Origin of the sequence: Nocardia sp. NPDC050412, from assembly GCF_044458825.1 — a bacterium.
Classification (GTDB): Bacteria; Actinomycetota; Actinomycetes; order Mycobacteriales; family Mycobacteriaceae; genus Nocardia.
In genome coordinates, this window is the sequence record NZ_JBITIJ010000005.1 from 527,097 (window position 1) to 544,259 (window position 17,163).

General features: G+C 65.1%; 14 protein-coding genes. 9 read left to right on the forward strand and 5 right to left on the reverse strand.

Annotated features, from left to right (window positions below; all coding sequences use genetic code 11):
* Positions 1–661: 661 nt before the first annotated feature.
* The 4 genes from ACIBI6_RS16985 to ACIBI6_RS17000 form a co-directional block, all read right to left on the reverse strand.
* A complete protein-coding gene (locus ACIBI6_RS16985) occupies positions 662–2,989 on the reverse strand; it encodes a DUF4132 domain-containing protein (protein WP_396956882.1) in 2,328 nt (775 codons plus the stop codon).
* A 358-nt stretch (positions 2,990–3,347) separates the two neighbouring features.
* Positions 3,348–3,737 carry a hypothetical protein gene (locus tag ACIBI6_RS16990; RefSeq protein ID WP_396956884.1) on the reverse strand — a complete coding sequence of 130 codons (390 nt, stop codon included), beginning with the start codon at positions 3,735–3,737 and terminating at the stop codon, positions 3,348–3,350.
* 547 nt (positions 3,738–4,284) lie between these two features.
* Positions 4,285–4,959: a TetR/AcrR family transcriptional regulator gene (locus ACIBI6_RS16995; RefSeq protein ID WP_396956886.1), complete on the reverse strand. Its 675-nt coding sequence runs from the start codon at positions 4,957–4,959 to the stop codon at positions 4,285–4,287.
* Between the two features lie 352 nt (positions 4,960–5,311).
* Positions 5,312–5,851: a MarR family transcriptional regulator gene (locus ACIBI6_RS17000; RefSeq protein ID WP_364352622.1), complete on the reverse strand. Its 540-nt coding sequence runs from the start codon at positions 5,849–5,851 to the stop codon at positions 5,312–5,314.
* A gap of 119 nt (positions 5,852–5,970) precedes the next feature.
* Between ACIBI6_RS17000 and ACIBI6_RS17005 the strand changes: the two genes are divergently transcribed.
* The 5 genes from ACIBI6_RS17005 (at position 5,971) to fahA (ending at position 11,865) form a co-directional block, all read left to right on the forward strand.
* Positions 5,971–6,933 (forward strand): MBL fold metallo-hydrolase, encoded by a 963-nt coding sequence (locus ACIBI6_RS17005; RefSeq protein ID WP_364352625.1) that lies wholly within the window; start codon positions 5,971–5,973, stop codon positions 6,931–6,933.
* 10 nt (positions 6,934–6,943) lie between these two features.
* A complete protein-coding gene (locus ACIBI6_RS17010) occupies positions 6,944–8,557 on the forward strand; it encodes an FAD-dependent monooxygenase (RefSeq protein WP_364352628.1) in 1,614 nt (537 codons plus the stop codon).
* 82 nt (positions 8,558–8,639) lie between these two features.
* Positions 8,640–9,833, forward strand: a complete 1,194-nt coding sequence (locus tag ACIBI6_RS17015; RefSeq protein WP_364352631.1) for a homogentisate 1,2-dioxygenase — start codon at positions 8,640–8,642, stop codon at positions 9,831–9,833.
* Positions 9,830–10,663, forward strand: a complete 834-nt coding sequence (locus ACIBI6_RS17020; protein WP_364352634.1) for a hypothetical protein — start codon at positions 9,830–9,832, stop codon at positions 10,661–10,663. Before ACIBI6_RS17015 ends, ACIBI6_RS17020 begins: the two co-directional genes overlap by 4 nt.
* Entirely contained in the window at positions 10,660–11,865 is a 1,206-nt protein-coding gene (gene fahA, locus ACIBI6_RS17025) for a fumarylacetoacetase (RefSeq protein WP_364352637.1), read from the forward strand. Before ACIBI6_RS17020 ends, fahA begins: the two co-directional genes overlap by 4 nt.
* 33 nt (positions 11,866–11,898) lie before the next feature.
* Here fahA and ACIBI6_RS17030 read toward each other — a convergent pair whose 3' ends face one another.
* Entirely contained in the window at positions 11,899–12,495 is a 597-nt protein-coding gene (locus ACIBI6_RS17030; RefSeq protein WP_364352640.1) for a TetR/AcrR family transcriptional regulator, read from the reverse strand.
* Positions 12,496–12,597: 102 nt separating this feature from the next.
* On the opposite strand from ACIBI6_RS17030, the gene ACIBI6_RS17035 reads away from it, so the two are divergent.
* The 4 genes from ACIBI6_RS17035 to ACIBI6_RS17050 are packed head-to-tail and all read left to right on the forward strand — an operon-like array spanning position 12,598 to position 17,117.
* Positions 12,598–13,617 carry a fumarylacetoacetate hydrolase family protein gene (locus tag ACIBI6_RS17035; protein WP_364352643.1) on the forward strand — a complete coding sequence of 340 codons (1,020 nt, stop codon included), beginning with the start codon at positions 12,598–12,600 and terminating at the stop codon, positions 13,615–13,617.
* Between the two features lie 13 nt (positions 13,618–13,630).
* Entirely contained in the window at positions 13,631–14,206 is a 576-nt protein-coding gene (locus ACIBI6_RS17040) for a cupin domain-containing protein (protein WP_364352646.1), read from the forward strand.
* Entirely contained in the window at positions 14,203–16,149 is a 1,947-nt protein-coding gene (locus tag ACIBI6_RS17045) for an acetoacetate--CoA ligase (protein ID WP_364352649.1), read from the forward strand. The genes ACIBI6_RS17040 and ACIBI6_RS17045 overlap by 4 nt, the downstream gene beginning before the upstream one ends.
* Positions 16,146–17,117 (forward strand): fumarylacetoacetate hydrolase family protein, encoded by a 972-nt coding sequence (locus ACIBI6_RS17050; protein WP_364352652.1) that lies wholly within the window; start codon positions 16,146–16,148, stop codon positions 17,115–17,117. Before ACIBI6_RS17045 ends, ACIBI6_RS17050 begins: the two co-directional genes overlap by 4 nt.
* Positions 17,118–17,163 lie beyond the last annotated feature (46 nt).

Here is a 17,163-nt window from a genome sequence, read left to right on the forward strand (position 1 = left end):
CCTGAGGGATCGCCCGTTCGCGACGCTGCTTGGGGATTGCGGCAGCCCGCCCGCTAGCGGTGGCGTGGCAGCACCTGGGTACCGCGCTCCTGGTCGGCGATGCGCCGATGGACAACCGAGCCGAGTGGATGTACTCCGAGAAGATAGCGCGGATCCGTCCGCTGTGTCCGGAGGGGGTCGACCACTTCGCACAGTCTTCCAGAGGTGCGACCGGAATACGGCAGAAACCCGCCGTCAATACCGTAATGGCTGGTGAGAACCGGTGCCGATGCGGCGGACAGCACCGAGCCGGTCTGTGATGCGGTCGGTGGACCGGCGGGCGGTTCCCACCGGGAGGGGCTAGCCTCTGCGGGGTGAGCGACGGCTGTGAGCAGAACTGGTACCCGACTTCCGAGATCGGATAATTCACCGACATTGTGCGTGAAGGGATCTCGATCACGGTCGGCCAGATCGAACTGTTCGAGCCTGCGGTCGCGCAGCCGTACCGGTTGGACGACGCGACGGTGGACCACGCGATGCAGGTCTATTAGGTGACCGCCTATGAAACATCCCCGCCCTATCCTCGTCTTGGGTGAGGTAAGGATCGTGTCAGGAGCGGAAGTGCGCCACGAGATGGCAATCGGTGCACTGAGTTCGACCAACTGTCACGCCTGAAGCATTGTCACGGGAGTTGGCTCAGGATGGTTGGGTCGGTGATTTTTGTATCGTTGGCCAGAAGCAGGGCTTTGCTGAGGATCACCGACAGCATCCGGTCACCGTCGAACGGCAGGAACGAGTCCGGTTCGGTTGTTCGTGCCGAGGGGACGATGCACAGGTAGCGGTTGTTGGGGTCGATCAGGACGTTCCCTGAGCCCAGGTGGATCCGATACGAATGCTTGGTACCTCGCACGTGCAGGAATCTGTCTTCCACGGTGCATTGGTGGCCGATGGCCAGTCGGGGCAGCAGCCTGGTCAGCAGATCACGTCTGGTTTGTGCAGTCTGGTTCAGGTCGCCGAAACTGTAGTCGGTCCAGTAGTCGGCGAACCTGCCGTTCGGACCACCGTCGTACCATGTCGGATCGTTGCCGATACTGGCCACACCGACGAACAGGTCCACGTCGCGCAGTACTTCGCTCAGGACCAGTTCGGGCACGTCCGACAGTGGCAGTGGCTCGGCCGACCCATGGAAGCCGCCATGGAAAGCGCTGTTGGCAAGGTTCTGTGGTGCGTCGATCGGGTAGAACCGCACCTGGTCGGTGCGCAGGCGTAGGTAGCTGCCGGACTCCGTGATGTCGACGTCCCCAATGTCGTCGCGGTCGCCCTCCACCCAGTATTCCGCGCGCACACCCCACTGCGGCAGTTCACGGGTCGGTGGCGGCACGGAGGTGTCGGCATCCAGCAAGAGTTTGTTGCGCCATCCCCGGATAGCGGCCAACGCGTGGAACTGGTGTTGGCGCAGGATGTGCGCCGCGAAGCGGTTCGAGTAGGTGCCGGTGTGGCGTTCTGCGTCGGTGAGTAGGTAGACCTCGCGATGGGTTTGTTTGAACGGCTGCCGGATATTCTTGCATTCCAACCAGTCTCGCCATGCGAGGATCTCCTCCGTCGAGCGACCGAGCGGGTGCCACAGCTCCACGAGGTCACCACCCACCGGGTTGTCCGCCACGTCGCGCAGCGCGCCGTCTGCGTAGCCGCAGGCGACCCCGTCGACTGTCCACAACAAACGGCGGGCGATCGTGCCCACCAAGGGGTGGTCGATGTAATACTCCCGCCACGAGGGGTAATCCCAGGTGCGGCGCTCCAGGAACTGGCGATCCAGCCGTTCGACTTGCGCGGTCAGCATCTTGCCGATGTCCTTGGCCGTCGCCTCGAGTTCTTTCAATTCCTCGGCATGGTCGCGTTTCACCGAGGCCGGGACACTTTTCACCGGTTTGCTCGTGAACCAGCACAGCACCGCCTTGGTGCCGTCCACGGTCACCGTCGCCGACGCGGCGCCGAAGGCGAATTCCGCCGTGCCTACCGACGTCAGGCGGTAGTTGGGCACGGCCATCTCCTCGATCTGAGTGCGGGTCAGCCCGAGCGCGTGTGCCTTGGTCTCCAGCGCGGCGTTGATCAGCTTCAACGTGCCCTTGTAAGTCACCGTGGCGGCCAGGCGGGCCAGCTCACCCAGCGCCGCCTCGCCGCTCACCTGGCTCAGAGCGTAAACACCGGCGTTGGCCATCTTCGGGCTACGTGGTCCCAGACCCTTGATTTTGCGCAGCGACGTTTCCACCAGGCCGCCCAGGATGCGGGCGGTCGTCGACTGCGGAGGCCGATACGTCAGCAGCCACAGCAGACCGCGCACCGCGTTCGCGTTGAACGGATCGTACTCGTCGTTGAGGCCGGGATCTTCGGCGAGACGATGCCGCAGCGGCAATGTCCTGGGTCGGCCCACCAGTTCCAACAACGACAGCACCTTCTCGTCGAAGGAATCCACCGTCGCCAGCAGCGCTCGACCGGTCTTTTCCCACTGGGCGTTCGGTCTTCCCATCGTGGCGGTTGCGGCGAAGGCCAGCAGGTCGTGCCAACCCGGAGACAAGCACGCCAACTCCAGTGCATGGTCCGCCCATTGCTCACCCACATTGACCACTGGTTCGGGGCATTGCCGGGCGACCTCTGCAACACGAGAGTCCTGGTACCTCTCGCAGGCTCCGCGGCGGTACACCGCGACGACCTCAGGGCTCAAGATGCGTCCTGACGCCAGTTCCGCTAGGGCCAGAGACGAGTCGATCGCGAAAAGGCTCAACCTGCCGTGGTGGTTCGACAGGGTTTCCAGCACTGCTCGCCGTTCTTCGACCAGGATCGGCAAGGTGGGTGCGATGGTCGACGCCAAGAGCAGCAGAGAGTGCTGCTCGCGCTCCGAAGCGGTAGGGAACGCAACCGCGCAAGCGCGAGCAAGCCGTTCGACCGTCTCGGTCGGCAGTTCACGCACCTTGGCGAACAGGGCATGCCATAAGGCATAGTCGGACGCCATATGGGAGGACTCGGCGATCTGGTGTACCCGCACAATCTCGGCGCACAACCTGCCCATATCGTCCGCAGCGATGGCATCGAGGACCGCTGTCTTGTATTTGGAAGGGACGATGCTCCCCTGCAGATACTTGATCCCGTGTCGGATGTGCTCGGAAGCGGCCGGGGCCGCGGCGGCGCAGACGCGAGCCAACCGCTCGGAGGTCTCGTCCGGCAAGACGCGTGCCATGTCCGATACCGCACCCCACACGTACTTGTCGGTCTTCGTCTGATAAGCCTGCAGATACGCGCCGAAGAAGGCGTCCATATCGTCCGCGGCGACGGCGTCCCGCGCCGCGGTCTCGTACTCGGACCTCGACATTTCAGCCACCCACCAATGCGACGAGCTTCAGGAATGTGATTTCCACACCCAGTGGCAGCGCGACCACCTCGTCCAACTCCTCGATCTGTCGGTCGCCGACCAGGACCACGAAACCGTTGCGCCCGAAAGCCTGCAACGCCGCCTCGCACTGACGTTCCGGATCGACACGACCAGTCGTGCGGAACCCGCCGCGCACCACCTCGGCATCTGCCGGCCGTACCAGACCACGAAAGACACCACGAGACGCGCTGGCATTGTGCTCGGCGACCTCCTGGAATACCCGCCGCCGGATGATCTCCCGCAGTGGCAGCCGCTCCTCGGTCACCTCGAACATCCAGCCGTCGTCGCGACCCCCGGATGCCGTTTCGTCGACGACCTTCACACTCACCATGACGACAGGGTAGGCACGACCCCTGACAGAACTCGAGAACAGTTTCCCACCAGTGGCCTGCTCCAAGAATGCGTCGCTGCCACGGTGCCTGCCTCGGCCGAGGTCGAACGCGCGCCACGGCTGATGGCCGCTGGGACAGCACTTACACCCGGACAGAGGCCATCAAGACGCTTGTGAATAAGCCTCCCGCTCTCGATTCAGGTCCAGGCGGGTAGTCATGTCGAGCCGGAAGCTGGCCGGTGAGGTTTCCCGAAGAACGGCGCTCGCGGGCCATGTCAGACTGTGCCGGTGGGGAACAGGTCGCGGGGTTCGAGGTCCAGGCGCGTGACCGGCTCCCCCTCGGGTGGGGTGAGGTTGAGCACCCAGTCGCCGAAGCGGCGGATCGTGCGCGTGACGCCACAACGTCCGCTCCGACTCGTGGCCGGCCACAACTGAATCCGCGACACCGAGCATGCTGCGCACGTAGGAAACCACGGCATCGGTCTCGAAGGTGATTCGGTTGAGGTCGGGGACCCCGCGTACACCCTGTGTCCGGTGCGTCGGTGGCTCAGGGCTGCTTGCGGCGCGCGGCCGCCGCCGAGCGGGCGCGGTTCAGCTGATCCGATGACAATGCGGCGGGGCGCAGTGGCAACTCTGGGGCAGCGTCGGTTCGGAAGCCGTTGAGCTGCACGGCAAGATACCGCCGCCAGTTCTCCGGATCGACCGGTTCGGTGATTGCCGCGACGAAGTGGATCATGCCGATGATTGCGAGAACATCGACCGGTTCCATGCCTTGTACGACCACGCCGGCCTTTTTCGCGCGGTCGAGTAGCACCGCGATCGGGAGCATGAGCTCGCCGCGATGGATTTCGAAAAGGCCTGCGTCATTTTGCAACTCGGTCATCGCCGTGGCGAATCCGCGATTGCCCGCGATGATTTCGCAGGTGGCTTCCAGAAATCGCGTAAGCCCTCGCCAGGGGTCGGGGTCGCGAGTTGCCGCTTGGGCCGAGTCGATGATCTGCCGAAGGTATCCCTCGAACAACTCGTTGATCAGCTCCCGCTTGTTCGAGAACTGGCGGTAGACGGTGCCAACGCCGATACCTGCCGCGCCGGCAACGGCGTCGAGCGTAATTTCCATCCCGCGCTCGGCCAGCAACTGTTCCGCGGCGGTCAGGATGCGCTGACGGTTGCGAACCGCATCCGCCCGTTTGCGGCGAGGTTCGACGTCCCGATCGGCAGTCACGGTTTTGTGCCTACTTCGCGGTCACTGTCGGTTTCGCCGGGCGTGCCGCAAGCCCGCGGATGGCCTGGTCGACCATGAGTCGCATCCAAGATCGCTTGGCGACTCGATTCGGTTCGTACAGCCACATCAGGATGGTATCGCCAATTCTGTTCGGAACGAGCAATCAACAGGTGCCACGACGCTCCGATATGACACGAACCGTTTCGAACACACACTTCGCCGTTCGACGCTGCGGGGCTACGCGGTATCCACGCCTGCGTCGGCGCACGGTTGCCCGCGTAGAAGGTGAGACGACGATAGGTCGGCTGCTCGATGTGACATCGCTGTCGAGCAGAGGGCCCGCGGGTCGGACTCAGCTGCGGCGTTTCTCAGCGACGTCGGCCATGCCGTACATGAGTTTCTCGAGCAGGCCGATGAAGATCGTCTGTTCTGGTTTAGTGAGGGCGTTGGCCCACGCCTGCTCGCGCTCGTTGTGCTGACGGAAAGCGTCCGCGATGGCGTCATGACCCCCTTCCGTCAAGGCGATCCGCACCGCGCGGCGGTCGCGCTCGGCGCGTTCCCTCGTGACCAGGCCGTCGCGTTCCAGGGTGTTGACCAGGGCTGACACCGTGGCTCGGCTATTGCCGGACAGTTCGGCGATTCGCTTGGCCTCCAGCGGCCCGGCCAGCCACAGGACGAAGAGGATGCGGAAACCGGGCCAGCTCCAACCATGGGGGCGGTGGACCGACGCTTCGAGGTCGTAGACGAGTGCGCTGGTGACCCGGTGCAGGGTCAGCACCATCCGCATGGCCGTGGGATCGACTTGGGGGAGTTCGCGATTGGCCTTGTTCACCGCGTAGTCGACGAAGGTCAGGTAGTCGAGGTTGCGGGGTGACTCCGGAGCCGTGGTCATGAGCACAGCGTAATGACGTCCGCGCAGCCGGCGGGAGTGACGGGGAACGGGTCTTGCCAATGGTGTGGTTCAAGCTACACTCGGCTGAATTAATCAAACCATTTACTAATGGAGGGCTGATGACCACGAAGGCTTTCGCCTCTTCGGCGGATCTCGGAGAGAAGGTGCAGACGCTCGAGGTGCTCGCCGACGGCGTGTACGCGCTGACCGCCGAGGGGGATCCGAATATCGGCGCGATCGAGGGTGAGGATTTCGTCGTCTGCTTCGAGGCACTGGCCACGCCGGTCGCGGCGCGGCAGTGGCTGGCGAAGCTGCGCGAGCACACCGACAAGCCGGTCAAATACCTGATCCTGTCGCACTACCACGCGGTGCGCACACTCGGCGCCAGCGCCTACGACGCGGAAGTGGTCATCGCGCACGACAACACGCGCAAACTCATCGCCGAACGCGGACAACAGGATTGGGATTCCGAGTATGGGCGCATGCCGCGGCTTTTCAAAGAGCCCGACACCATTCCCGGACTGGCCTGGCCCACTCAGACCTTCTCCGACTCGGTCACCATCGACCTCGGTGGCAGCCGCGGCGACCTACAGCTGAAGTTCCTGGGCCGCGGACACACCGAGGGCGACATCGTGGCCTGGCTGCCCCAGCACAAGATCCTGTTCGCCGGGGACCTGGTCGAGGCCGAGGCCGCCCTGTACACCGGCGACGCCTTCCATCGAGAATGGGCCACCGGCACCCTCGACGCCGTCAAAGCACTGGGCGCCGAACAGCTCATCGGTGGCCGCGGCGCGGTGGCCCGGGGGCGCGATGCGTGCGAGGCCGCGATCGAGCAGACCCGGCACTTCCTGCGGGTCATGCTGACCGAGGTGGGCACGGTGCACCAGCGTGGCGGAACCCTGAAGGAGGCGTTCGAGGCCACGCATGTGGCGCTGTTCGACCGCTACGGGCGCTGGCCGATTTTCGAACACTGCCTGCCGTTCGATGTCTCCCGCGTGTGGGACGAATTGTCCGGTATCGAGCGGCCCGTCATCTGGACCGCCGATCGTGACCGTGAAGTCTGGAACCGGCTGCAGGACTGAGGAATTCGACATGACAACCGATAAGACGGTCGCCGTCGTCGGCAATGGGCCGGTCGGTCAGACCACCGCGCTGCTGCTGGCCCGCTGGGGTATCCCCGTGATCGTGCTGGACGCCCGGCCGCAGCGCGACGAGATCGGCTCCAAGGCCATCTGTCAGCAGCGTGACGTGCTCGATGTGTGGGAATCCATCGGTGCTGGACGCCGGATCGCGAAGGAAGGTGTCACCTGGACCACGGCCCGCACCTTCTACCGTAATCGCGAACTGTTCTCCTATGACCTGCCGGATTACGGCAAGTCGGCGTTCCCGGCGTTCGTCAATATTTCGCAGACCCGCACTGAGCAGATCCTCGACGAAGCCATCGCGGCGTCCGAACTGATCGACGTGCGCTGGGACCATACCGTCACCGGAATCGCGCAAGACGACACCGGTGTCCGCCTGCACTGCGCCACTCCGGCGGGGGAGGCGACCGTCACGGCTGCGTACGCTGTCGCGTGCGGCGGCCCGCGCAGCGATGACCTGCGCGGTGAGCTCGGCGTCGACTTCGGCGGTGAATCCTTCGATGATCGGTTCCTGATCTGCGATATCCGGGTCGATCTGCCGGACTGGGCCACCGAACGCCGCTTCTACTTCGACCCGGAGTGGAATCCCGGGCGGCAGGTGCTCATTCATCCCTGCCCGGACTCGACGTTCCGCATCGACTGGCAGGTGCCCGGCGACTACGACCTCGACGCGGAGCGAGCCAGCGGCGCGCTGGACGCGCGGATTCGCCGGATCATCGGCGACGCGGACTACGAGATCGTGTGGAACTCGGTGTACCGCTTCCACTCTCGCGTCGTCGACCGCATGCGCGTAGGCCGGGTACTGCTGGCCGGCGACTGCGCCCACCTGGTGTCGCCATTCGGCGCGCGTGGATTGAACTCCGGCGTCGCGGACGCCGAGAACGCCGCGTGGAAGCTGGCTTTCGTGCTCAACGGCTGGGCGCCGGCGGAACTGCTGGAGAGCTACCACGTCGAGAGGCACGCGGCCGCTCTGGAGAATATCGAGGTCACCACCGACACCATGAACTTCCTGGTGCCGCGCGATGACCAGCAGCGCCGGGTGCGCCGCGACACCCTCGAACGCGCGGCGGTGGATCCCGCTACCAGTGCGGCGGTCGACTCGGGTCGGCTGTCAGAGCCGTTCTGGTATGTCGATTCGCCGCTGACCACCCCGGATCCCGGCCGTCCCTTCCATGGTCGGCCGCCCCGTGGCACCGTTGCTCCCACTGCCCCGGGCATCATCGTGCCCGACGCGCCGGTCACCCTGCCCGATGGCGGGCACGGGCGGCTACGGGAGTTCGCTCGCGACGGCTTGCTGCTGCTGGCCGGACCGGGTGTGGATGTGCAGACCCTGGCGCGGTGCGCGACCACCGCCACGCTCGCGCCGATCCGGGTGCTGGAGATCGCGGCGATCGACCGCGACGGGACCCTTACTGCCGCACTGCGATCCGAACCCGGTGAAGTCTGGCTGGTGCGGCCCGACGCCTACATTGCCGCGGCACTGGTCGAACCGACTGTCGAGGAACTGACCGGTGCGATCCGGCGGGCCGGCGGTGCGCCGGCCGAGGTCGCCGTGGTGGCCTGACAGCGCGACCTTCGAGGGCTTCGTTTCAGCATGGCCGACCACCTAAACGGTCAATGCTTTGACTATAACCGAGGAGATTGACATGGCGTACTACCGCCAGGTGGGACAGATCCCACCCAAACGACACACCCAGTTCCGCACCGGCGGCGGTGCGCTGTACTACGAGGAATTGATAGGGGAGGAGGGCTTCTCCAGTGACTCGTCGCTGCTGTACCACCGGCATATCCCCTCGGCGATCCGGGAAGCGGCGACATGGGAGCCCGGAGACCTTTCGCTGACTCCCAACCATCCGCTCATCCCGCGGCATTTGCTGTTGCCCGCGCTGTTTGCAGGTGAGGAGTGGAAGTCGATCGACGTGGTGACGGGTCGTCGACTGGCACTCGGCAACGACGACGTCCGTATCTCCTATGTCGTCGCCGGTGCGGAATCACCGTTGTACCGCAACGCCATCGGCGACGAGTGTGTGTACGTCGAGTCGGGCGCGGGCCTCGTGGAGACCGTGTTCGGAGCGCTGCCGGTGCGGGAGGGCGACTACGTCGTCCTGCCCCGGGCGACCACGCACCGATGGCTGCCGGAATCAGGAAAACCGTTGCGCGCCTATGTTATCGAGGCGAACAGTCATATCGCGCCGCCCAAGCGCTACCTGTCGCGCTTCGGCCAGCTACTCGAACACGCCCCGTACTGTGAACGCGATCTGCACGGCCCCGCTGAGCCGCTGCTGTCGGAGAAGACCGACGTCGAAGTCCTCGTCAAACACCGGGGACCCAACGGGATCACCGGTACGCGCTATCTGGTTCCGCACCACCCATTCGACGTTGTCGGCTGGGACGGCTGCCTCTACCCGTATACCTTCAATATCTCCGACTTCGAGCCGATCACCGGCCGGGTGCACCAGCCGCCGCCGGTGCATCAGGTGTTCGAGGGGGACAAATTCGTCATCTGTAACTTTGTGCCGCGCAAGGTGGACTACCACCCGCTATCGGTGCCGGTGCCGTACTACCACTCGAATGTCGACTCCGACGAAGTGATGTTCTATTGCGGCGGCGACTACGAGGCGCGCAAGGGCACCGGAATCGGGCAGGGATCAATATCGCTACACCCGGGCGGGCACGCGCACGGCCCACAGCCCGGAGCGGTCGAGCGCAGCCTGGGTAAGGAATTCTTCGACGAACTCGCCGTCATGGTCGACACCTTCCGGCCGCTGCAGCTCGGCGAGGGCGCAATGGCCTGCGATGACGGCGTCTACGTCGGCAGCTGGTCGCGGGCGAACTCATGACCGGACTGCTGGACGGCCTGGTCGACGATGCCGGACTGTTCCCGCCGACCGCATTGAGCATGCCCGAAGCGGTCGCGCGGCACCGGGCCGACAGCCTTGCGACCAATCCGGTACTGACGCACCGATTCCTGTGCCCGGCGAGCCGTATCGGCGAACTTCGCGCCCAACTCGAAATCGACGACCGCATTCGCGTCGGCCTGATCGCGGACAAAGGCGTGTCCGGACTGGCCACCGTGCTGTCGGACATAGCAGCCGATCCGGCTCTCGATTTGGTGCTGATCGAGTTCCCACTCGCCGCGGCGAACGCGCCGGTGGCGGAGGCGGTCGCCCAGCTGCCGGACCGCGTGCCGATTTTCGTCGAGCCCGCGGCCTACTCCGACATCGCCGACCTCGCCCCCGAACTGGCACGGCTCGGCGTCGGCCTGAAGCTCCGTTGCGGCGGCATTCGGTCGGAATTGTTCCCCTCGGCGCCCGCACTGGCGCAGGCACTGGTCGCCGCTGCTGGAGCGGGCGTTCCCGTGAAAGCCACCGCTGGTTTGCATCACGCGGTTCGTTACACCGATGAGCGGACCGGATTCACCCACCACGGATTCCTGAATCTGGTGCTCGCCGCCGCGGCCGCTGCGGGGGGCACGGACGCGGAAGCGATCGAGGCCACCTTGCTGACCGACGACTCCCTGCGGTTGGTGCGCACCGCCACCACCCTGGATGGCGCGGCCATCATGGCCACACGCAGCCTGCTCACCAGCTACGGATCGTGCAGCACGACCATCCCGGTGGCCGAGGCCCAGGCCTTCGGACTTATTGACACGGAAAGGGTTTCACAATGACCACCACTTGGGCGCCGGTACCCGAGGGCTCCGGCTTCGGAATCGACAACCTGCCCTACGGAGTCTTCTCGCCATCGGGCGAAGTTGCCCGCGTCGGCGTCCGGATCGGCGATCACGTGCTCGATCTACGGGCCGCTCTGGGCGACCAGGTGTTCGAAAGTGCTTCGTTGAACGACTTCATGGCTTGTGGGCGGGAATTCTGGACAGCAACCCGCCGTCGGATCATCGACTTGCTCACCGACCCGATGCAACGAGCCCGCGCGGCCGAGATATTACATCCGGTGGACCAGGTCGGACTGCACCTACCGATAGAGGTAGCCGATTACGTCGACTTCTATGCCAGCGAGCACCATGCCACCAACCTGGGCACCATGTTTCGCCCGGATTCGGCTGCGCTGCTGCCGAATTGGAAGCATCTACCGGTCGGCTACCACGGCCGGGCGGGCACGGTCATCGCCTCCGGCGTTTCGGTGATTCGTCCCCGGGGGCAGCGCAAGGCTCCGTCGGATCCGGTGCCGATGTTCGGGCCGTCAGCGCGCCTCGATATCGAAGTCGAGGTGGGCTATGTGGTCGGCGCACCGAGCAAACTGGGAAAGCCGGTGTCCACCGAGGATTTCGCCGACCATGTTTTCGGGGTGTGCCTGGTCAACGACTGGTCGGCCCGCGATATCCAAGCCTGGGAATACGTACCGCTCGGGCCGTTCCTCGGCAAGTCGTTCGCCACCTCGATCTCGCCATGGATCGTTCCGTTGGAAGCACTGGCCGCCGCGCGGGTACCGACGCCGCCACAGGATCCGAAACCGTTGCCGTATCTCGCGGAGTCGGAGCCATGGGGACTGAATCTGCGGCTGGAATTCGCGCTGAACGGGCACACGGTGTCTCGGCCGCCGTACGCGCAGATGTATTGGTCTCCGGCGCAGATGCTCGCGCACATGACGATCAACGGTGCGAGCCTGCGTACGGGTGATCTGTTCGCTTCGGGCACGGTGTCCGGACCGGCTGTGGATCAGCGCGGTTCGCTGATCGAACTCACCTGGAACGGAACCGAGCCGGTGCACCTGCCCGATGGCGGCACCCGCACCTTCCTGGAAGATGGCGATATCGTGACGCTGAGCGGATCCGCCCCCGGTCCTTCCGGTGCGCTGATCAGCCTCGGCGAGGTCACCGCCCGCATTCAACCGCCGGAAGCGGCGGGTTCCTGACGCATTGTTCTGTGCGACGGCCAGTACCGCGAGTCAGTCCGGAGTACCCGCCGCTGATGCCGCGAGTCCACGGATAGCCTGGTCGACGAGCCGCTCCGCAAGCGAATCGTCTAGCGGGCCGGTACCGAAGAGCAAGTGAAAGTAGATCGGCGCGTAGATCATCTCGGCCGCATCGCCCGGTTCGATGTCGGAACGGAACACGCCCTCGTCGACCCCTCGGCGAATCAGCTTGTCCACCGCGGCGTATCGGTCGTTCCAGAACCGGGTCTTGAAATCGGCGAGGGTCGCCGGGTCGTACTGTCCCTCGGCAATGATCTGGGCGATCAGCCGCCCTTGCGGTCCGGCGTACCGCGCGACCAGTGACTTCACATGGGTTTCGAGGGCCTTGCGGACCGGAAGATCCTCCGGGATGCGGACCTGTGGCAGATGCCCCTCCATGAAGGCGTCTATGACCACGGCGGCCTTGTTGGGCCACCACCGATAGATGGTCGCCTTGCTGACCTTCGCCCGCTTGGCGATCATCTCGATGGTCAGCTTCTGGACGGTTGTCGCCCGTCTCCGATCCCGGACCAGTAGGTCCATGGTTGCGTCCAGGATCGCCTGTCGACTCGATTCGCTTCGTACAGCCACAAGTGGATGTTATCCCGAATCCATTGTCAAACACGGTATTGGCATGGTTCTATATCCATATACGATACGAAACGTTTCGGATGACATAAAGGGTGGTTAGCAATGAAGCTCAGCCGAATCTCCCGTTCGACGCCGGACGGCGACCAAACCAGGCTCGTAGCGGTCGAACCGGACCGAGACCGAGTGGTGGATCTGGCCCAGGCGTACCGCATCGGCCGTCAGCGCGGGTCGGCGTCCGACGCGGCCGCACGGCGGCTCGCGGCCGCGTACTTCCCGTCGAGCATGGCCGCCGCGATCGCGGCCGGTCCGGTATTCCTCGAGGCCGCGCATTGGGCGGTGGATCAGGCGGGTGACGATGCGTCGCTGCCGATCGGCGAGGTCGACTGGCAGCCCGCTGTCGATCCGCCGGTGATCCGCGACGGCCTGACCTTCCCGCTGCATATGAAGCAGTTCCACGAGAAGGTCGGCGGCGGTCTGCCGAACCCGCAGCTATTCAAGACTCCCGGCTACTTCAAGGGGTCCACGGGTGTGGTCTACGGGCACGACCAGGAGGTGCCCTACCCGGGCTACTCCGAATTCGTCGATTACGAACTCGAAATCGGATTGATCGTCGGAGGCTACGGCAGCAACCTCACGCCCGACGAGGCGCAGTCCAAGTTGTTCGGTCTCACCATCTTCAACGACTTCAGCGCCCGCGATGTGCAGGGCTCCGAAATGGGGATGGGTATGGGCCCGCAGAAGTGCAAGGACTTCGCCTACGGTATCGGCCCGTGGATCACGACCATGGACGAGTTCCAGGACTTCGACGCCATCACCGGCTCCGTCCATGTCAATGGCGAGGAGTGGACCAGCACCAAGGCCGACGGCATGATCTACACCCCCGCCGAACTGCTGGCCTACGTCTCCATCGGCGACAACCTGCAGCCGGGTGACCTCATCGGCTCGGGCACGCTACCCAACGGCTCCGGCCTCGAAATCGACAAGAAGCTGCGGCCGGGCGATGTCGTCGAACTCGAGATCAGTGGCGTCGGCGTGTTGCGCAACCGGCTGAGTGCCGAACCCGCGACCGCGCCGTGGTGGCCGGAGCCCCGTCCGTACCCCTTCGGCACGGCCACAGTCTGAGAGGAAACGCCCAATGACCGAAAACACCGTGATCGCGCCCGTTCGCCGGATCGTGACGGGCCACGACGAGAACGGCCGATCGATCATCGTCAGCGTCGGCGATTGCCCGAATATCTTTGTATCCGAGGATATTCCGGGATTCGGTGCGAGTGTCGCCTGGCTCACCGAACCCGGCGATATCTCCAATGCCGGCAACGAGGACACGGCCACCGCCGACACGCAGGTGCCCATGTACCCCAAGGTGGGCGGCAGCATCTTCCGGATAGCCACCTTCCCGCCGGATGCCGCATACAGCGACCGCGCGGCGAAGACGATGTTCAGCGAATTCGGTGGCGAGCACGCGCGCGCTGCGGCGCAGGAGGATTCCCGGCACTTCTGGTTCCACCGCACCGACTCCCTCGACTACGGCATCGTGCTCGACGGTGAGATCTGGCTGATGACCGACGAGGGTGAGTGCTTGATGAAACCCGGCGACGTCGTCGTCCAGCGTGGCACCAGCCATTCGTGGTCCAACCGCAGCGACAAGCCGTGCCGGATGGCGTTCATCCTGCTCGGTTCGCTGCCGCTGTTCGACGAGGCGCGGCCGTGACCAGTGATGTGGTGTGGCGGCCCAGCTCGGAGCGTGTGGCCGCCGCGGAGGTGACCCGCTTCCGGGCGGGTTTGCCCCCCGAACTCCGGGATGCCGAATACCTGGATCTGTGGCGCTGGTCGACCGAACATCCGGACCGGTTCTGGCTGGCCATCGCCGACTTCGAGGATGTCCGGCTGGGCGGCGCACCGACCGGTCCGGTCGCTCCGGACGAAATGATCGGTGGCGCTTGGTTTCCGGGCCGCACCGTCAACTACGCCGAGCACATGCTGCGCAAGGCCCCCGAGACTGCGCTGATCATTGTGGACGACGACAACCGGTCGCATGCCGTGTCGCGCGCCGAGCTGCACCGGCAGGTCGCGGCCCTGGCCGCGGCGCTGCGGTCGATGGGCGTGCTGCCCGGTGACCGGGTGGCCGCGGTACTGCCCAACCGATCCGAGGCCGTCGTCGCGCTGCTCGCGTGTGCGGCGGTCGGTGCCATCTGGTCGGTGTGTTCGCCGGAATTCGGCACCAGTGCAATCGTCTCCCGCTTCGCTCAACTGAGCCCGCGGGTACTCATCGCCGCGGACGGCTACCGGCACGGTGGGCGCGAGCACGAGCGAGCCGCCGAAATGACCGAGGTGGCAGCCGAATTGCCGGATCTCGAGCACGTGATCTGGGTGGATGATCTGCGTCCGGGGCAACGGCCCGCCTTCGATGTTCCGGTGCGAACCTGGGCTGCCGTCACCGACGCAGACATCGAACTTCAATGCACCGATCTGCCATTCGAGCATCCGCTGTGGGTGCTGTTCTCTTCCGGCACAACGGGAATCCCCAAGGGCATCGTGCACGGCCACGGCGGTGTGCTGTTGGAGCATCTGAAGATGCTGCGCATCCACAGCGATGTGCGGGCGGGCGATCACTATATGAATGTCGCCAGCACGGCCTGGGTGGTCTGGAACATGCTGATCTCCGGCCTTGGCGTCGGCGCGACGGTGGTGCTGCTCGACGGTAGCCCGGTCCGGCCCGAACTGGGCCGCGTCTGGCAGGTCGCGGCCGAACACGACGTCGACATCATGGGACTCAGCGCTGGCTATATCCACGCCTGCCTGAAGGCCGGCGTGCAGCCGCCCCGAAGCCGGTTGCGCACGCTCCAGGTGACCGGATCACCCCTGTCGGAAGCCGGATTCGATTGGGTCTACGAGCATTTCGACGATATGTGGCTGTCATCGATGAGCGGTGGCACCGACATCTGTTCCATCTTCGTCGGCGGCGTCCCGGAACTGCCGGTTCGCAAGCCGCGACTACAGGCACCGGCGCTCGGTGTCGCGGTCGCCGCATGGGACGCTGACGGTAATCCGGTGGCGGGGGAGCAGGGCGAACTGGTCATCACCAAGCCGATGCCGTCTATGCCGCTGCGATTCTGGAACGACCCGGACAACAGGCGTTACCTGGCCAGCTACTTCGAGATGTTCCCCGGCATCTGGCGCCACGGCGATTTCATCGAATTCGACGCTGACGGCAGTTCGGTGATCCATGGGCGTTCGGATTCCACATTGAACCGCCAGGGCATCCGGATCGGATCGGCGGAGATCTACCGTGTCGTCGAGGATTTCCCCGAAGTGCGGGAATCCCTGGTCGTGGGAGCCGAACTCGGCGCCGACGACTACGACATGGTGTTGTTCGTGGCGGCGATCGACGGTGTGGATCACGACGCGCTGCGGCCCCGGATCGCGGAAGCGCTGCGTACCTTGCTGTCGCCGCGGCATGTACCCGACGACATTGTGTTCATGCGCGCCATCCCGCATACGCGGACCGGGAAGAAGCTGGAGGTCCCCGTCAAGCGCATGCTCCAGGGCGCGGCCCTGACGGATGTGGTGGACCTGGGCGCGGTGGACGACAGCGGCCTGCTGCGGGAATACGAGGACTTCGCACACCGACGACACACTCTGGAGACAGTATGAGCAACGACGTCAGCTTTCACATCGGCACCTTCGCAGACGGAGACCAGCCGCCGTATCCGGGAATCGTCGTGGCCGGGCGCGTGTACGACACGCGCACAGTCCTGCCACATACGTCGACGGCGGCGATGCTTCGCGACTGGGAGCCCGTCCTACGGTCCTTGCAGGACTTCACGAATACGGTGACCGGCGACGGCCGCCCGGTGGAGGAATTGCGCGTGCTCGCGCCGGTGCAGCAGCCGGGGCAGATCTTCGCGGCGGGCGCCAACTACCGCGAGCACATCATCCAGATCACGGTCGCCCACCGCATCGGAACCCCCGGCGCGTCCGAGGCGGAACTGCGTGAGCAGGCAGCCCGGGAGACCGACGAGCGGGCCGCCCATGGCGACCCCTATGTCTGGGTCGGCGTGCCGACAGCCATCAGCGGTGCCTATGACGACGTGATCCTGCCGTCCGTGGGCGAAAACCACGACTGGGAACTGGAACTCGGCGTGATCATCGGACGCCGGACTCGCGATGTCGGCGTGGCCGAGGCCATCGACTCGGTCGCCGGATACACCATCTGCAACGACCTGACCACGCGGAGCCTGGTGCCCCGCAGCGATATTCCGATGATGGGCACCGATTGGATGCGGGCGAAGAACGCGCCCACCTTCTATCCGACCGGGCCGTATCTCACCCCGGCGAAATTCGTGTCGGACCCGCTCGATCTGGAGATCACCCTGCACCTCAACGGCGACCTGATGCAGAAGGGATCGACGAGCGACATGCTGTTCGGCCCCGCGCAGCTGATCTCCTATATCTCCCGCTACACCACGCTCGAGCCGGGCGACATGGTCATCACCGGTTCGCCTGCGGGCAACGGCTCACACCATGGGCGGTTCCTGCGCGCGGGGGACGTGATGGAGGCCGAGATCACCGGCCTCGGAAAGCAGCGCACCGTCTGTCGATCGGCCTCCACCCAGGGCTGATCGGGGGCGAGCGCACCGAGGGCCCGACCGCAGTACCACCGCGGTC